The following is a 15,966-nucleotide window of genomic DNA, read 5'->3' on the forward strand; positions in this document are numbered from 1 at the left end:
CTGGCCTCAGGAACGTTGAATGCGTTGGCTGTGGGCCTCGTAGGCGCGGCTGAACTCGCGGCCGAACAGGTCCTGGAAGTCGTCTTCGGCCTCTCGGGAAATCTGGCTGTAGAGCTCGGTGAACTGCTGCCAGCAGTGGGCCTGGCGCGAACCGCCGAACAGCTTGGCCAGCCCGGCGGCAGGTGCCAGACGCTCTTCCAGGCGGGCGGGTTCGAAGCGTTTGAGCAGGTGCTTGAGCGCCGCCTCGATGCCTGCCATCACCGCCAGTTGGTGGGCGCGCAGGTCGTCGAAGCTGTCGCGTACCGCCTGGTCGGGGGCCATGAACGCCTGGTTGCCCTCGCGCAGCAACAACAACAGCGCTTCGTCGGCATTGGGAGCGAACTTCAGCGGGTTGTTCTGTACCGGGGCGATGGTGGTCTGCTGCATGCGGAACTCGCCTTTCAGGCTGCTGCGCGCGCGCAACACATCGATCAGGCCCTCGACCATGAGCCGGTAGCTGCGGCCAATGGCCTCCATCTGCGCGGCGGCATCGACGGCGTCGATGCGCAGGTGCTCGATGCCTGCGCCACGCAGGAAAGCCTGGAGCAGCGCATCGCTGTCAGCAGACGCGGCAGCCGTCACGACGGGCTGCGGCCGAACAACAGGCTCGCTCGGGGTCAGCGGCTCCGGCAGCGGCGGTGGCGGTGCTGGCGCCAGTACCGGGGCGGGCTGGAGAACAGGTGCCGGGGTTTCATCGAACAGGTTCCAGTCATCTGGGATCACGCCCGGCGCGCCGGGCGTGGCTGCCGGTAACGGCGCGGGCGGCGGCGCCACCGGCGTGGGTGGTCGAAAATCATGCTGCTGCGCGGGGACATGATCCGGCTGGCTGACAGGCGGCACGCTGGAAGGGCCGAGGAAATCGAACAGATCCGGCAGGGTGTCGTGGCTCGACGCCCCCTGCAGGAAGGCGGCAGGCGCACCGGCGATGGGCGCATTGGGGGTGGCCCCCTGGTTGGCCATCAAGGCCTCGAAACTATGAGCCTCGGGCTGCCCGGCAAACGGGATCGACAGGCCGGAATCAATACGTGGGCGGTTGCAGGAGCTGAGTGCAACACGGTCATTGAATTGAAACTGGAGCATCATGCCGCATAGCCATGGCCTTCTGCATCACCTCGCCCATAACTTCGATTGGGCATTTGAAGTCGAAGCGCTTACGCGGACGCATGTTCAGTTGCAGTGCGATGGCATTCAGTTCTTCCTGGCTGTGTACCGACAGGTCTGTGCCTTTGGGCAGGTACTGGCGGATCAGGCCATTGATGTTTTCGTTGCTACCGCGCTGCCAAGGGCTGTGCGGGTCGCAGAAGTAGATCGCCACGCCGGTTCTTTGGGTGATCTCGGCGTGTCGCGCCATCTCCCGGCCCTGGTCGTAAGTCATGCTCTTTCGCATCTCCAGCGGCATGCCATTGAGCGCGGCGCTGAAGCCTTCCAGCGCCGAAGTCGCCGTCGCGTCGTTCATCTTTACCAGCATCAGGTAGCCACTGGTGCGTTCCACCAGCGTACCGACGGACGAGGCGTTGGCCTTACCCTTGATGAGGTCGCCTTCCCAATGCCCCGGCATCTGCCTGTCTTCAATCTCCGGCGGGCGCACATGAATACTGACCATCTCGGGGATCTGGCCGCGCCGATCCACACCACCAGAGCGCGGTCGGCGTGTCGTCTTGCTTTGCCGCAGGCAGATGATCAGCTCCTTGCGCAGTTCACCGACCGGCAGGGCATAGATCGCGTTATAGATCGTCTCGCGACAGACGTAGGCATCTCTGAGGCTGGGAATGTTCATGCTGCGCAGCTTGCCGGCAATCTGCTCGGGAGACAAACGCTCACGGAGCATATGCGCCACCAACTCGAAGCGCTCACCACCCGGCAACAGCTTTCGCTTCGGTCGACACACCTGGCGGCGAGCCTGCATCTGCTGCTGGGCCGCGTGGGCCGAGTAGCCGCCACAGACATCTCGATTGCGGCGCAGCTCCCGGCTGATGGTCGAAGGGGATCGGTTGATCAAGCAGGCAATCCTACGCAGGCTGAAGCCTTGAGTACGACCGATTTGAATGGTGGCGCGCTCTTCAACGCTGAGTTCGGTATAAGACATAGTGGCAGCACCGTACCGGAAAGGTCAGGTGTTGCACTCAGTTTTTGCCGCCGCCGTGCCTGGATCTCGTAATCGCCAATTCGAATAACTTCGCCGTCCATCAACGGCTCACTGTTACCGCGACGCAGGCGAATACCGGCATGCACCAACTCCACGCCATTGGTGCTGTTATCGGTCAAATAGTAGCGACCATCCTTGAACTGGATCACACAATGTTTCGAAGAAACAAGGCGTTCCGGATCGGGAAGTACCCAATCATTATCCGCAGCCCGACCGACGCTGATGGCACCGTTTTCCAGCAACTTCTCCGGGCACTGGCCCGGGGTGATCTTGTGATAACTGGTAATGGTCAGGCAAAGTGCCATCATGCCTCCTTGCATATATATGAAACACTCATCTATCCATTTGAGTGGATAAACGAGCCCGACCTGGCATTTCGACCAGACCCTTTGAAATCAAGGGCCCGATGCCAAAACACGCTTCCCGGAAGGTCGTATTAAACCCTATCGGCAAGGCACTTTGATGGCACCTGACCAATGGACGCCAAGGGTTGCCAACTGGTTCACAGTCGCCTTGCGCGGCGCGTAGCTTACCTTGACAGCAATTTGGAAATAAACCATAAATGCGCAACTTAAGAGTGCCAAAGTGATATCACCGTGATATCAACTTCGCATTCTTTGACAAGTTTGTGCGCCAATTCACATTTGTAACTTGGCGCATACGAAGCCCTCGCCAAGGGCCGATATGGAGATCGATTTCTGGTGAACTCACCGCAGCTGCTCGCCGCTGTTTCCGCAGACTTCCCGTGCGGCGACGACCTCGAATACGACGCCGATTTCCTGCAACTGGAACGCGATGCCCAGGGCCGCCCCGAGCGCGTGATGGGCGATGCCGTGCAAGCAGCCGAACCGCCGCAGTGGCGTTCCATCGAACAGTCCTGCACCGACCTGCTGCAACGCAGCAAGGACCTGCGCATCACCCACTTCCTGGTCCAGGCCAACCTGGCCCTGCACGGCCTGCCGGGCCTGGCCGCCAGCCTCGAGCTGATCCGCGACCTGCTCGGCGAGTACTGGCTGCACCTGCACCCGCAGCTGGACGCCGCCGACGACAACGACCCTACCGTACGCATCAATGCCCTGGCCGGCCTTACCTGCGACACCAACATCGGCCTGCTGCGCGACGCCGTGCTGGTGCGCTCCCGGGCGTTCGGCCCGGTGACCCTGCGCGCCGCCCTGCATGCGGCCGGTGTGCAGCACTTCGCCAGCGAACAGCTGAGCGCCGAGGAACTGGCCGCCGCCCTGCGCGATGCCGACCCCGAGCAGCTCGAACAGTGCCGCCAGGCGCTGCAACTGGCCCGCGACGCCCTTGACGTCATCGAGAGCCGGGTCAATGACCAGGTCGGCTCGTCCAGCGGCGTCGATCTGTCTGCGTTGCGCCAGCCGCTGCGCCAGGTCCAGCAAGTGCTGGCCGACTACAGCCCGGAAGGCGCAGCGCCGCCTTCGGGCAGCAGCGAAGAGCAACCCGCCAGCAGCAGCGATGACGACCGGCAACCCGTTGCCAGCGCCGCCGCCCCCCGCCCGACGGCGCGGCCCGGCGAAGTGAACAGCCGCGACGACGTGCTGCAGAGCCTCGAACGCCTGCTCCAGTACTACGCCCGCCACGAGCCCTCGAGCCCGTTGCCGGTGCTGCTGCGCCGGGCGAAGAACCTGGTCAACGCCGATTTCGCGACCATCGTCCGCGACCTGATCCCCGAGGGTCTGTCGCAATTCGAGAACCTGCGCGGCCCCGAAGGCGACAACTGACGCCTCGACACCGCATCAACACCGACGCCCGCAACAAGCAACGCCGCCGTACCGGCGACCAGGAGGAACAACGTGGCGAAAGACAGCTCCCAGAAGTTCATCGCGCGCAACCGTGCGCCGCGGGTGCAGATCGAATATGACGTCGAGCTGTACGGCGCCGAGAAGAAGGTCCAGCTGCCCTTTGTCATGGGCGTGCTCTCGGACCTCGCCGGCAAGCCCGCCGAGCCACTGCCGGCGGTGGCCGACCGCAAGTTCCTGGAGATCGACGTCGACAACTTCGACTCGCGCCTCAAGGCCATGAAGCCCCGCGTGGCGTTCAACGTGCCCAACGAGCTGACTGGTGAAGGCAACCTGAGCCTGGACATCACCTTCGAGAGCATGGACGACTTCAGCCCCGCCGCCGTGGCACGCAAGGTCGACGCGCTGAACCAGCTGCTCGAGGCCCGTACCCAGCTGGCCAACCTGCTGACCTACATGGACGGCAAGACCGGTGCCGAGGACATCATCCTCAAGGCCATCAAGGACCCGGCCCTGCTGCAGGCCCTGGCCAGCGCGCCGAAACCCGCCGACACCGAGCCGAAGGCCTGAGGAGACCGACCATGAACGATCCGTTGCGCGACAGCCAGGCCCCGCAGGCGGCCACCCAGGACCCGAGCGAGTTCGCCAGCCTGCTGCTGCAGGAGTTCAAGCCCAAGACCGAGCGGGCCAAGGAAGCCGTCGAGAGCGCCGTGCGCACCCTCGCCGAGCAGGCCCTGGCGCAGACCAGCCTGGTGTCCAACGATGCCATCGGCTCGATCGAGCAGATCATCGCCGCCATCGACGCCAAGCTCACCGCCCAGGTCAACCAGATCATCCACCACGATGACTTCCAGAAACTGGAAAGCGCCTGGCGTGGCCTGCACTACCTGGTCAACAACACCGAGAGCGACGAGCAGCTGAAGATCCGCGTGCTCAACATCTCGAAGACCGACCTGCACAAGACCCTGAAGAAGTTCAAGGGCACCGCCTGGGACCAGAGCCCGGTGTTCAAGAAGCTCTACGAAGAGGAATACGGCCAGTTCGGCGGCGAGCCGTACGGCTGCCTGGTGGGCGACTACTACTTCGACCAGTCGCCGCCCGACGTCGAGCTGCTCGGCGAAGTGTCCAAGGTCTGCGCCTCGATGCACGCGCCGTTCATCTCCGCCGCCTCGCCGACGGTGATGGGCATGGGCTCGTGGCAGGAACTGAGCAACCCGCGCGACCTGACCAAGATCTTCACCACCCCGGAATACGCCGGCTGGCGCTCGCTGCGCGAATCGGAAGACTCGCGCTACATCGGCCTGACCATGCCGCGCTTCCTGGCGCGCCTGCCCTACGGCGCCAAGACCGACCCGGTGGAGGCCTTCGCCTTCGAGGAAGACACCGACGGCGCCGACAGCAGCAAGTACACCTGGGCCAACGCCGCCTACGCCATGGCCGTGAACATCAACCGTTCGTTCAAGCACTACGGCTGGTGCTCGCGCATCCGCGGCGTGGAGTCGGGCGGTGAAGTCGAAGGCCTGCCGGCGCACACCTTCCCCACCGACGACGGTGGCGTGGACATGAAGTGCCCGACCGAGATCGCCATTTCCGACCGCCGCGAGGCGGAACTGGCCAAGAACGGCTTCATGCCACTGCTGCACAAGAAGAACACCGACTTTGCCGCCTTCATCGGCGCGCAGTCGCTGCAGAAACCGGCCGAGTACGATGATCCGGACGCCACCGCCAACGCCAACCTGGCCGCGCGCCTGCCGTACCTGTTCGCCACCTGCCGCTTCGCCCATTACCTGAAGTGCATCGTTCGCGACAAGATCGGCTCGTTCAAGGAAAAGGACGAGATGCAGCGCTGGCTGCAGGACTGGATCCTCAACTACGTCGATGGCGACCCGGCGCACTCCACCGAGACCACCAAGGCCCAGCACCCGCTGGCGGCCGCCGAAGTGGTGGTCGAGGAAGTCGAAGGCAACCCGGGTTACTACAACTCGCGCTTCTACCTGCGCCCGCACTACCAGCTCGAAGGGCTGACCGTGTCGCTGCGCCTGGTGTCGAAGCTGCCTTCGGCCAAAGGGGCCTGATCATCGCGGGGCCCGCCCGCGCCCACAGTGGGGGCGGGCCCCGCGATCAGCCAATACCACCGCTAACCGACGCGAAATCCCGAGGACATCATGGCTGTAGATATTTTCATCAAGATCGGCGACATCAAGGGCGAGTCCCACGACAAGGCCCACAAGGACGAAATCGACGTGCTGAACTGGAGCTGGGGCATGTCCCAGTCCGGCAACATGCACCTGGGCAGCGGCGGCGGTTCGGGCAAGGTCAACATCCAGGACCTGTCGATCACCAAGTACATCGACAAGTCCAGCCCCAACCTGATGGCTCACTGCTCCAGCGGCAAGCACATCGACAAGGTCAAGCTGACGGTGCGCAAGGCCGGCGGTGAAAGCCAGGTCGAGTACCTGATCATCAACCTCGAAGAGGTGATCATCAGCTCGCTGAGCACCGGCGGTTCGGGCAGCGACGACCGCCTGACCGAGAACGTGACCCTGAACTTCGCCAAGGTCACCGTCGACTACCAGCCGCAGAAAGCCGACGGCACCAAGGAAGGCGGCCCGATCAAGTACGGCTGGAACATCCGCTCGAACGTCAAGATCTGATCGACCGCGCCCGTGCCGCGCCTGGGCGCGGCGCGGGCGCACCTCCCCACGCGTCACCCGCTCACGGTGAACATAATGGCCAAGCCTTCTTTCATCAACCTGTGGAATGCCTACCCGAGCGTGTCCTCGCCCTGCGACGGCCCGTGGGACAACCAGTGCGCCATCCGCATGAGCATCGCGCTCAACGGCGAGATGAGCCTCAAGGTCAACAAATCGACCTATACCGAACCCAAGTGCGCCCACGAGCATGCCCGTGGCGCCGAATCCCTGGCCAACTGGCTGGAGACACGATTGTTCTACCCGCTGAAGATTGCCGGTACCGCCCAGGCCCGCGAAGCGCTCAAGGCCAAGACCGGGATCATCTTCTACAGAGACTGCTTCGCCCGCACCGGGCAGAGCCAGGAGAACCGCACGGGCGACCATATCGACCTGTGGAACCGCGGCCTGACCAAAGGTTTCTCCGACCACAACTACCAGTCGAAGCAAGTCTGGTTCTGGGAGCTCACATGACCCGCGCTGCCCTGGCCGGCGCCCTGCTGTTGGCCTTGAGCGCTTGCGCCGACGCCGAACTGCTGAACCAGGCCAACCTGGGCGGGCAGACCGTGACGCTGAGCGAGAATGCCGGCCAGTGTGTGCTCGATCGCGGCGAACAGCGCCTGGCGCTGGACATGCAATGGCCCTGCGGCCTGAGCCCGGACCGCGCCGGCAAGGCCCGGGTCGAGCAGTTCAATGGCACGCCAATCGTGCTGGTGACCCATGTGCAGCCACACCCGACGCTCAAGGGCGAATGCCTGAAGACCTCGCGCGCCGTGCGCCTGACCCAGGCCGGCCTGCTGGAAGCCTCAACGCCGGCGCCGAGCGCCTCGTGCGACACCGGTTTCGAAGACCAGAAAATGTTCACAGGGATGTTCCAGTGGTAGCCGAAATCGCCACCCGCGACCGCCTGCAGCCTTCGCTGCTGGATCGCCTGACCGACGATGACCCGGGCAACCCACAGGAAGCCCCCGACAAGCGCGTGCTCAGCCTGCAGCAGCTCAAGGCCTCGGTACTGCGCGACCTGGCCTGGCTGCTCAACACCACGTCGCTGCTCGACACCGGCGCCACGCTGAACTCCCCGGCCGGCGCCTCGGTAATCAACTACGGGTTGCCGGCATTGGCCGGCAACAGCGCGTCGAACATCGACCTCAACGCGCTCGAACGCATCATCCACCAGGCCATCGCCACCTACGAGCCGCGCATCCTCGCCCATACCCTGAAGGTACGCGCCCAGGCCGCGCCCGGCGAGATGAACGCCAACGCCCTGAGCTTCGAGATCGAAGGCGACCTGTGGGCCCAGCCTGCAGCCCTGCCGCTGCTGCTGCAGACCGACGTCGACCTGGAATCCGGGCACGTGCGCGTGGCCCCCGCCGACCGCCGGAGGCGCGCATGAACCCGCGGCTGCTCGAGCTGTATAACCAGGAACTGCAGCACATCCGCGAGGGTGCCGCGGAGTTCGCCAAGGAATACCCGAAGATCGCCGGGCGCCTGACGCTGTCCGGGATCGAGTGCGCCGACCCATACGTCGAGCGCCTGCTCGAAGGTTTCGCCTACCTCACCGCGCGGGTGCAGCTCAAGCTCGACGCCGAGTACCCGACCTTCACCCACAACCTGCTGGAAATCGCCTACCCGCACTACCTGGCGCCGACGCCATCGATGACCGTGGTGCAACTGCAGACCGATCCCGACGAAGGCTCGCTGGCCGCCGGATTCCAGCTACCCCGTGACAGCGTCCTGCGCGCCAATCTTGGGCGCAATTCGCAGACGCCCTGCGAATTTCGCAGCACCCAGGACGTCACCCTGTGGCCGTTGCAGGTTGCCCGGGCCGAGTACTTCGGCAACCCCGGGGCTGTGCTCGGGCGCCTGGCCGCCAGCGAACCGAAAGCCCGCGCCGGACTGCGCCTGACCCTGCGCAGCGGCGCCGAGATTCCGTTCTCCAGCCTGCCGCTGACGCACTTGCCGCTGTACCTCAACGGTGCCGACGAAACCCCGTTCCGCCTGTACGAACAACTGCTGGGCAGCGCCTGCGCGGTGTTCGTGCGCCAGCCGGGCGCCGACTGGGTCGAACGCATCCCGGTCGAGGACGCCTTGCTGCCCTGTGGCTTCGATGACCGCGAAGCAGCGTTGCCGGTGGTGCCGCAGGCCTTCCAGGGCTATCGCCTGTTGCAGGAGTATTTCGCCCTGCCCCAGCGCTATCTGTTCGTCGACTTCGCCGGGCTGGAGCGCGCGGTCAAGCGCTGCGACGGCCAGGAGCTGGAGCTGCTGGTGCTGTTCGACCGTATCGACGCCGCGCTGGAAAGCAGCGTGGGCCCCGCCCAGTTCGTGCCGTTCTGCACCCCGGCGATCAACCTGTTCCCGCGCCGGGTGGATCGCATCCACCTGACCGACCGGGTCCACGAGCACCATGTGATCGCCGACCGTACCCGGCCCACCGATTTCGAGATCCACTCACTGCAGCGGGTCACCGGCCACGGTACCGGGCCGGACCAGGAATTCCTGCCGTTCTACGCGGTGCGCGACCCGTCGCGCTATGGCCGTGACCAGGCGTACTACCTGGTGCGCCGCGAACCGCGCGTGCTCTCCAGCGAGCAGCGGCGCAACGGTACGCGCTCCAGCTACATGGGCAGCGAGACCTTCGTCAGCCTGGTCGATGGCAACCAGGCGCCGTACCGCCATGACCTGCGCCAGCTGGGCATCAGCGCGCTGTGCAGCAACCGCGACCTGCCGCTGTTCATGAATGTCGGCGACGGGCGCAGCGACTTCAGCCTGGCCGACAGCGCACCGGTATCCGCCGTGCGCTGCCTGGCCGGCCCCAGCCGACCGAAGGCCAGCCACGCCCACGACAACCGGGCCTGGCGCCTGATCAGCCAGTTGTCGCTGAACTACCTGTCACTGGCCGAGCAAGGCCAGGGCGCCGCCGCCCTGCGCGAGCTGCTGCGCCTGTACGGCGACCAGCAGGACAGCGCCCTGCAGCTGCAGATCGACGGCCTGCGCGAAGTCAGCTGCAAACCCTGCACGCGGCGCCTGCCGATGCCCGGGCCGATCGTCTTCGGCCGTGGCCTGGAGATCACCCTGACGTTCGACGAGAACGCCTTCCGCGGCACCGGTGTGTTCCTGCTGGGCGCGGTGTTCGAGCGCTTCCTGACCCGCTATGTGTCGATCAACAGCTTCACCGAAACCGTGCTGCGCACCAGCGAAAGAGGCGAGATCATGCGCTGGAAAGCCAAGCCCGGGCGCAGGCCGAACCTGTGAACACGCTACAGGCCATGCAGGCCGAGCCCTGGGAATACGATTTCTTCCAGGCGCTGCGTCGCCTCGAGGCGGAGAACCCCGAGCTGCCCCGCTTCGGCCACTCGCTGCGCCTGGCCGACGAACCGGTGCGCCTGGGCCAGCGCCTGGACTGCGGCTTCGCCCCGGCGACGCTGGCCTCGGTCACGGCCAACGACGACCAGCCAGCGCGCCTGGAGCAGTTCTTCTTCGGCCTCGGCGGTCCCAACGGCCCGCTACCGCTGCACCTGACCGAGTACATGCGCGAGCGCCAGCGCAACCACGCCGACCCGACCAGCAAGCGCTTCCTCGATGTCTTCCACCACCGCCTGCTGAGCCTGTTCTATCGCGCCTGGGCCGAGGCCCGGCCGACCGTCAGCCATGACCGCCCGGGCGACGATTACTGGGCCGCGCGCCTGGCCGCCCTCAGCGGCCGCGGTCAACCGGAGCTGCAAGGCCAGGGGCCGCTGGCCGATACCGCCAAGCTGCACTGGTCCGGCCACCTGGCGGCGCAGACCCGCTACCCGGATGGCCTGTGCAGCATCCTGGCCAGCTACTTCGGCGTGCCGGTGAAGCTCGAGGAATACGTCGGCCAGTGGCTGGAGCTGCCTGAACGCAGCCAGCTCGGCGTGCGCGCCAACCGCCTGGGTGTCGACCTGTGCCTGGGCCGCTACGTCTGGGACCGCCAGCACAAGTTCCGCCTGTGCCTGGGCCCGCTGACCCTCGACCAGTACCACGCCCTGCTCCCCGGCGGGCAGGCGTTCGTCGAGCTGGCCGCGTGGGTCGCCGAGTACCTGGGCCAGGAACTGGACTGGGACCTCAACCTCATTCTCGCGCAGGGCCAGGTGCCCGCGCTGCAACTCAATGCCGGCCAACGCCTGGGGTTCGATACCTGGCTCGGCCGGCCGTCGCACGATGCCAACGACCTGAAGCTTGCCCGGTACTACGCCGAGCGGCCGGTCAACGCCCCGCCAACAAGGAGTCAGGACCATGGGTGAAATCAGCCGCGCCGCGCTGTTCGGCAAACTCAACAGTGTCGCCTACAAGGCCATCGAGGCCGCCACGGTGTTCTGCAAGCTGCGGGGCAACCCCTATGTCGAATTGGCGCACTGGCTGCACCAGCTGCTGCAGCTGCAGGACAGCGACCTGCACCGCATCATCCGCCAGTTCAACGTCGAGTCGGCGCGCCTGGCCCGCGACCTGACCGACGCCCTGGACCGCCTGCCGCGGGGTTCGACGTCGATCACCGACCTGTCCTCCCAGGTCGAGGAAGCCGTCGAGCGCGGCTGGGTGTACGGCAGCCTGATGTTCGGCGAAAGCCAGGTGCGCACCGGCTACCTGCTGGTCGGCATCCTCAAGACCCCGAGCCTGCGCAACGCCCTGCTGGGGCTGTCCAGCGAATTCGCCAAGCTGAAGGTCGAGGCCCTGAGCGAGCGCTTCGACGAGTACGTCGGCGACTCGCCGGAAAACAACCTGGCTGCCAGCGACGGCTTCAGCGCTGCCGCCCCGGGCGAAGCCAGCGGCGCGGTGGCGCCAGCGGCGATGGGCAAGCAGGAGGCACTCAAGCGCTTCACCGTCGACCTCACCGAACAGGCGCGCAGCGGCAAGCTCGACCCCATCGTCGGCCGTGATGAGGAAATTCGCCAACTGGTGGACATCCTCATGCGCCGCCGCCAGAACAACCCGATCCTCACCGGCGAGGCCGGCGTCGGCAAGACCGCCGTGGTCGAAGGCTTCGCCCTGCGCATCGTCGCCGGCGATGTGCCGCCGGCCTTGAAAGACGTCGAACTGCGCAGCCTGGATGTCGGCCTGCTGCAGGCCGGCGCCAGCATGAAGGGCGAGTTCGAGCAGCGCCTACGCCAGGTCATCGAAGACGTGCAGGCTTCGCCCAAGCCGATCATCCTGTTCATCGACGAAGCCCACACACTGGTCGGCGCTGGCGGCGCGGCCGGCACGGGCGATGCCGCCAACCTGCTCAAGCCGGCCCTTGCTCGTGGCAGCCTGCGCACCGTGGCGGCGACCACCTGGGCCGAGTACAAGAAGCATATCGAGAAGGACCCGGCGCTGACCCGGCGCTTCCAGGTCGTCCAGGTGGACGAGCCGAGCGAAGCCAAGGCGCTGCTGATGATGCGCGGCGTGGCCTCGACCATGGAGAAGCACCACCAGGTACAGATCCTCGACGAAGCGCTGGAAGCCGCCGTGAAGCTGTCGCACCGCTACATTCCGGCGCGCCAGCTGCCCGACAAGTCGGTGAGCCTGCTCGACACCGCCTGCGCCCGCGTGGCCATCAGCCTGCACGCAGTGCCGGCCGAGGTGGACGACAGCCGTCGGCGCATCGAGGCGCTGGAAGTCGAGCTGCAGATCATCGCCCGCGAAGCCGCCATCGGTGTCAACACCGGGCAACGTCAGGCCCAGGCCGACAGCCTGCTGGCCGAGGAGCGCGAGCGCCTGGCCGCCCTGGAAAGCCGTTGGGCCGAGGAGAAAGCCATGGTCGACGAGCTGCTGGCCACCCGTGCGCAACTGCGTGAACAGGTCGGCGTGGTCGATCAGGAAGTGGACGTGCAGGGCAGCCATGAGCTGCGCGAAAAACTCGTCGACCTGCAGCAGCGCCTGAGCCAGCTGCAAGGCGAGAGCCCGCTGATCCTGCCAACCGTGGACTACCAGGCAGTGGCCTCGGTGGTCGCCGACTGGACCGGTATCCCGGTGGGGCGCATGGCGCGCAACGAAATCGAGACCGTGCTCAACCTCGACTCGCACCTGGCCAAGCGCATCATCGGTCAGGATCACGCGCTGAAGATGATCGCCAAGCGCATCCAGACCTCCCGCGCAGGCCTGGACAACCCGAACAAGCCGATCGGCGTGTTCATGCTCGCCGGCACCTCCGGCGTGGGCAAGACCGAGACCGCCCTGGCCCTGGCCGAGGCCATGTACGGCGGTGAACAGAACCTGATCACCATCAACATGAGCGAATTCCAGGAAGCCCATACCGTCTCGACCCTCAAGGGCGCGCCACCCGGCTACGTCGGCTACGGCGAAGGCGGCGTGCTGACCGAGGCCGTGCGCCGCCGCCCGTACAGTGTGGTGTTGCTGGACGAGGTGGAAAAAGCCCACCCCGACGTGCACGAGATTTTCTTCCAGGTATTCGACAAGGGCGTGATGGAAGACGGCGAAGGCCGCCAGATCGACTTCCGCAATACCCTGATCCTGCTCACCACCAACGCCGGCACCGAGCTGATCGCCAACACCTGCAAGGACCCGCAGGCCCTGCCCGACCCCGAGGCCGTGGCCACCTCGCTGCGCAAGCCGCTGCTGGAGATCTTCCCGCCGGCGCTGCTCGGCCGCCTGGTGACCATCCCCTACTACCCGCTCAGCGACACCATGCTCAAGGCCATCACCCGCCTGCAGCTGGAGCGCATTCGCAAGCGCGTGGAAGGTACCCACAAGGTCGGCTTCGCCTACGACGACGAGGTGGTCGAGCTGATTGTCTCGCGCTGCACCGAGACCGAAAGCGGTGGCCGCATGATCGACGCCATCCTCACCAACGGCCTGCTGCCGGACATGAGCCGCGAGTTCCTCACGCGCCTGCTCGAAGGCAAGCCGCTGGCCAGCGTCAGCATCAGCCGTCGCGACAACGACTTGCACTATGACTTCGGCGCCGCCGACTGACAGGACCGACCATGCTGTTCAAGCAGTTCACGCGCCTGGCGCAGATCAACAGCCCCCTGGGGCCGGACAAGCTGATCCTTGCCGAGATGGGCGGCAGCGAGGAGCTTGGCCGCCTGTTCGACTATGAGCTGCAGCTGACCAGCGACGACCCCGCCATCGACCTCAACCAGCTGCTGGGCAAACCGATGAGCCTGAGCGTGCAGCAGAGCGTCGGCACATCGCGGCACTTCCACGGCATCGTCGCCCGCTGCAGCCAGTCGGTGGACCAGGGCCAGTTCGCCAGCTACCGCGTCACCCTGCGCCCCTGGCTGTGGTTGCTGACGCGCACCAGCGACTGCCGGATCTTCCAGCACCTGAGCGCGCCGCAGATCATCAAGCAGGTGTTTCGCGACCTGGGCTTCTCGGATTTCGAGGACCTGCTCAGCCGCAACTACCGCGAGCGCGAGTACTGCGTGCAGTACCGCGAGACCAGCTTCGACTTCGTCAGCCGCCTGATGGAAGAAGAAGGCATCTACTACTTCTTCCGCCACGAGCAGGAGCGCCACGTGCTGGTGCTCGCAGACGCCTATGGCGCGCACCAGAAGGCCCCCGGCTACGAGACCGTGCCCTACTACCCACCGGACGGCCAGCACCGCGAGCGCGACCATATCAATGACTGGCACCTGGCCCAGGAAGTCCAGCCGGGCTCGCTGGAGCTCAACGACTACGACTTCCAGCGCCCCAGCGCGCGCATCGACGTGCGTTCGGCGATGCCCCGGCCGCACCAGGCCGGCGACTACCCGCTGTACGACTACCCCGGTGCCTATGAACAGACCCAGGATGGCGAGCACTACGCCCGCACCCGCCTGGAATCGCTGCAAAGCCTGCACGAGCGCGTCGAGCTGCGTGGCAACGCCCGGGGCCTGGGCAGCGGCCATCTTTTCAGCCTGAGCAACTTCAGCCGTCAGGACCAGAACCGCGAGTACCTGATCGTCGCCGCCCGCTACTACGTGCACCAGGAACGCCTGGAAAGCGGTGGGGGCAGCGGTGCGGCGCAGTTCGAGAGCAACCTGAGCTGCATCGACGCGCAGCAGAGCTATCGCCCGGTGAGCAGCTCGCTGCGCCCGATCGTCAAGGGGCCGCAGACCGCCGTGGTGGTCGGCCCGGCCGGCGAGGAGATCTGGACCGACCAGTACGGCCGGGTCAAGGTGCACTTCCACTGGGACCGCCACGACCAGTCCAACGAGAACAGCTCGTGCTGGATCCGCGTGTCCCAGGCCACGGCCGGTAAGAACTGGGGTTCGATCCAGGTGCCGCGCATCGGCCAGGAGGTGATCGTCAGCTTCCTCGAAGGCGACCCCGACCGGCCGATCATCACCGGGCGGGTGTACAACGCCGAACAGACCGTGCCCTACGACCTGCCCGGCGGCGCCACCCAAAGCGGGATGAAGAGCCGTTCGAGCAAGGGCGGCAGCCCGGCCAACTTCAATGAAATCCGCATGGAGGACAAGAAGGGCGCCGAGCAGCTGTACATGCATGCCGAACGCAACATGGACACCGTGGTCGAGCATAGCGAGACGCTGTCGGTGGGCATCAACCGCACCCAGACCGTCGGCATGCTCGAGACCATCACCATCGGCCAGGACCGCATCCGCGCCGTGCGCCGCGACGACATGCTGCTGGTCGGCGCGAGCAAGACCGACAGTGTCAGCACCAGCTACCTGATCGAAGTCGGCGAGAATCTGCGCCTGGTCTGCGGCAAGAGCGTGATCGAGCTCAACGCCAGCGGGCAGATCAACATCAGCTGCGAGCAGTTCAGCTTCCACGCCAACGCCGACGCCGAGATCAACACTGGCGGCACCCTTGACCTGAACGTGGGCAGCGGCGCGCAGACCGGCCCGAACAACCAGGGCGTTAAAACGGCCATCGACGGTGCGGTGAAGGCCCTCTTCCCCGGTACCGGCAAGTAACGAGACCAAACCATGAGCTACCGCCTCAACGAATTCCGCTTCGCCCTGCCCGATGCGCAGGTACGCGACACCAGCATCAACATCCTGCGCTTCGAAGCCCTGGGCACCTCGCTGATCGTCAGCCGCAGCCTGCTCGAAGAGGGCGAGACGCTGCAGAGCAACTTTGACGGCCAGTTGCAGCGCCTGCAGCAACAGGTCAAGGACCTGCAGTTCCAGCCGGCCCGCGCCACCCAGGTGGGCGCGGCGCAGCCGATCGAGGCGATCGAGCTGAGCAGCCAGTTCAGCAAGGGCCAGGAAAAGGTCTACCAGTACCAGCTGGCGCTGGTGCTGCCGGGCACGCGCAAGATGTTCGCCCTCAGCTATGTCAAACCCACCCCCCTGGGCGAGACGGAGGCGACGCACTGGGCGGCGCTCAAGCAGTCCCTCGATTTCGACAACCTGGGCTGACA

The 15,966-nt window shown here is 65.7% G+C and carries 14 protein-coding genes and 1 pseudogene; 12 read left to right on the plus strand and 3 right to left on the minus strand.

What is annotated here, in order from left to right; genetic code table 11:
• Positions 1–6 precede the first annotated feature (6 nt).
• The 3 genes and pseudogenes from tagH (C3F42_RS15650) to tagH (C3F42_RS15660) form a co-directional block, all read right to left on the minus strand.
• Entirely contained in the window at positions 7–1,122 is a 1,116-nt protein-coding gene (gene tagH / locus C3F42_RS15650) for a type VI secretion system-associated FHA domain protein TagH (RefSeq protein ID WP_104444616.1), read from the minus strand.
• Positions 1,097–2,125: an IS30 family transposase gene (locus C3F42_RS15655; protein ID WP_100774681.1), complete on the minus strand. Its 1,029-nt coding sequence runs from the start codon at positions 2,123–2,125 to the stop codon at positions 1,097–1,099. Before C3F42_RS15655 ends, tagH (C3F42_RS15650) begins: the two co-directional genes overlap by 26 nt.
• A 53-nt stretch (positions 2,126–2,178) precedes the next feature.
• Positions 2,179–2,490, minus strand: a pseudogene (gene tagH / locus C3F42_RS15660) (type VI secretion system-associated FHA domain protein TagH); the annotation flags it as partial.
• A 396-nt stretch (positions 2,491–2,886) separates the two neighbouring features.
• Here tagH (C3F42_RS15660) and tssA point away from each other — a divergent pair.
• The 12 genes from tssA to C3F42_RS15720 all read left to right on the plus strand — a co-directional run bounded on the left by tssA (position 2,887) and on the right by C3F42_RS15720 (position 15,964).
• Positions 2,887–3,927 (plus strand): type VI secretion system protein TssA, encoded by a 1,041-nt coding sequence (tssA, locus tag C3F42_RS15665; protein ID WP_104444617.1) that lies wholly within the window; start codon positions 2,887–2,889, stop codon positions 3,925–3,927.
• Between the two features lie 72 nt (positions 3,928–3,999).
• Positions 4,000–4,515 (plus strand): type VI secretion system contractile sheath small subunit, encoded by a 516-nt coding sequence (tssB, locus tag C3F42_RS15670; protein ID WP_023632506.1) that lies wholly within the window; start codon positions 4,000–4,002, stop codon positions 4,513–4,515.
• Between the two features lie 11 nt (positions 4,516–4,526).
• Positions 4,527–6,020: a type VI secretion system contractile sheath large subunit gene (tssC, locus tag C3F42_RS15675; RefSeq protein ID WP_023632507.1), complete on the plus strand. Its 1,494-nt coding sequence runs from the start codon at positions 4,527–4,529 to the stop codon at positions 6,018–6,020.
• 90 nt (positions 6,021–6,110) lie between these two features.
• Positions 6,111–6,599: a type VI secretion system tube protein Hcp gene (locus C3F42_RS15680; protein WP_023632508.1), complete on the plus strand. Its 489-nt coding sequence runs from the start codon at positions 6,111–6,113 to the stop codon at positions 6,597–6,599.
• A 75-nt stretch (positions 6,600–6,674) separates the two neighbouring features.
• Positions 6,675–7,109: a type VI secretion system amidase effector protein Tae4 gene (locus C3F42_RS15685; protein WP_023632509.1), complete on the plus strand. Its 435-nt coding sequence runs from the start codon at positions 6,675–6,677 to the stop codon at positions 7,107–7,109.
• Complete coding sequence (locus C3F42_RS15690; protein ID WP_104444618.1) at positions 7,106–7,519, plus strand: hypothetical protein; 414 nt, start codon at positions 7,106–7,108, stop codon at positions 7,517–7,519. The genes C3F42_RS15685 and C3F42_RS15690 overlap by 4 nt, the downstream gene beginning before the upstream one ends.
• A complete protein-coding gene (gene tssE, locus C3F42_RS15695) occupies positions 7,513–8,028 on the plus strand; it encodes a type VI secretion system baseplate subunit TssE (protein WP_038707176.1) in 516 nt (171 codons plus the stop codon). The genes C3F42_RS15690 and tssE overlap by 7 nt, the downstream gene beginning before the upstream one ends.
• Complete coding sequence (gene tssF, locus C3F42_RS15700; protein ID WP_104444619.1) at positions 8,025–9,887, plus strand: type VI secretion system baseplate subunit TssF; 1,863 nt, start codon at positions 8,025–8,027, stop codon at positions 9,885–9,887. The genes tssE and tssF overlap by 4 nt, the downstream gene beginning before the upstream one ends.
• The gene (gene tssG / locus C3F42_RS15705; RefSeq protein ID WP_038707645.1) at positions 9,851–10,900 is read left to right on the plus strand and encodes a type VI secretion system baseplate subunit TssG; all 1,050 of its coding nucleotides are present in this window, start codon (positions 9,851–9,853) and stop codon (positions 10,898–10,900) included. Before tssF ends, tssG begins: the two co-directional genes overlap by 37 nt.
• Complete coding sequence (gene tssH / locus C3F42_RS15710) at positions 10,893–13,568, plus strand: type VI secretion system ATPase TssH (protein ID WP_104444620.1); 2,676 nt, start codon at positions 10,893–10,895, stop codon at positions 13,566–13,568. The genes tssG and tssH overlap by 8 nt, the downstream gene beginning before the upstream one ends.
• Positions 13,569–13,579: 11 nt before the next feature.
• Positions 13,580–15,517 (plus strand): type VI secretion system Vgr family protein, encoded by a 1,938-nt coding sequence (locus C3F42_RS15715; RefSeq protein WP_104444621.1) that lies wholly within the window; start codon positions 13,580–13,582, stop codon positions 15,515–15,517.
• Between the two features lie 12 nt (positions 15,518–15,529).
• On the plus strand, positions 15,530–15,964 hold the full coding sequence (locus tag C3F42_RS15720; RefSeq protein WP_104444622.1) for a DcrB-related protein: 435 nt from the start codon (positions 15,530–15,532) through the stop codon (positions 15,962–15,964).
• Positions 15,965–15,966: the final 2 nt, after the last annotated feature.

Origin of the sequence: Pseudomonas sp. PONIH3, assembly GCF_002934345.1 — a bacterium.
GTDB classification, from domain to species: Bacteria; Pseudomonadota; Gammaproteobacteria; order Pseudomonadales; family Pseudomonadaceae; genus Aquipseudomonas; species Aquipseudomonas soli.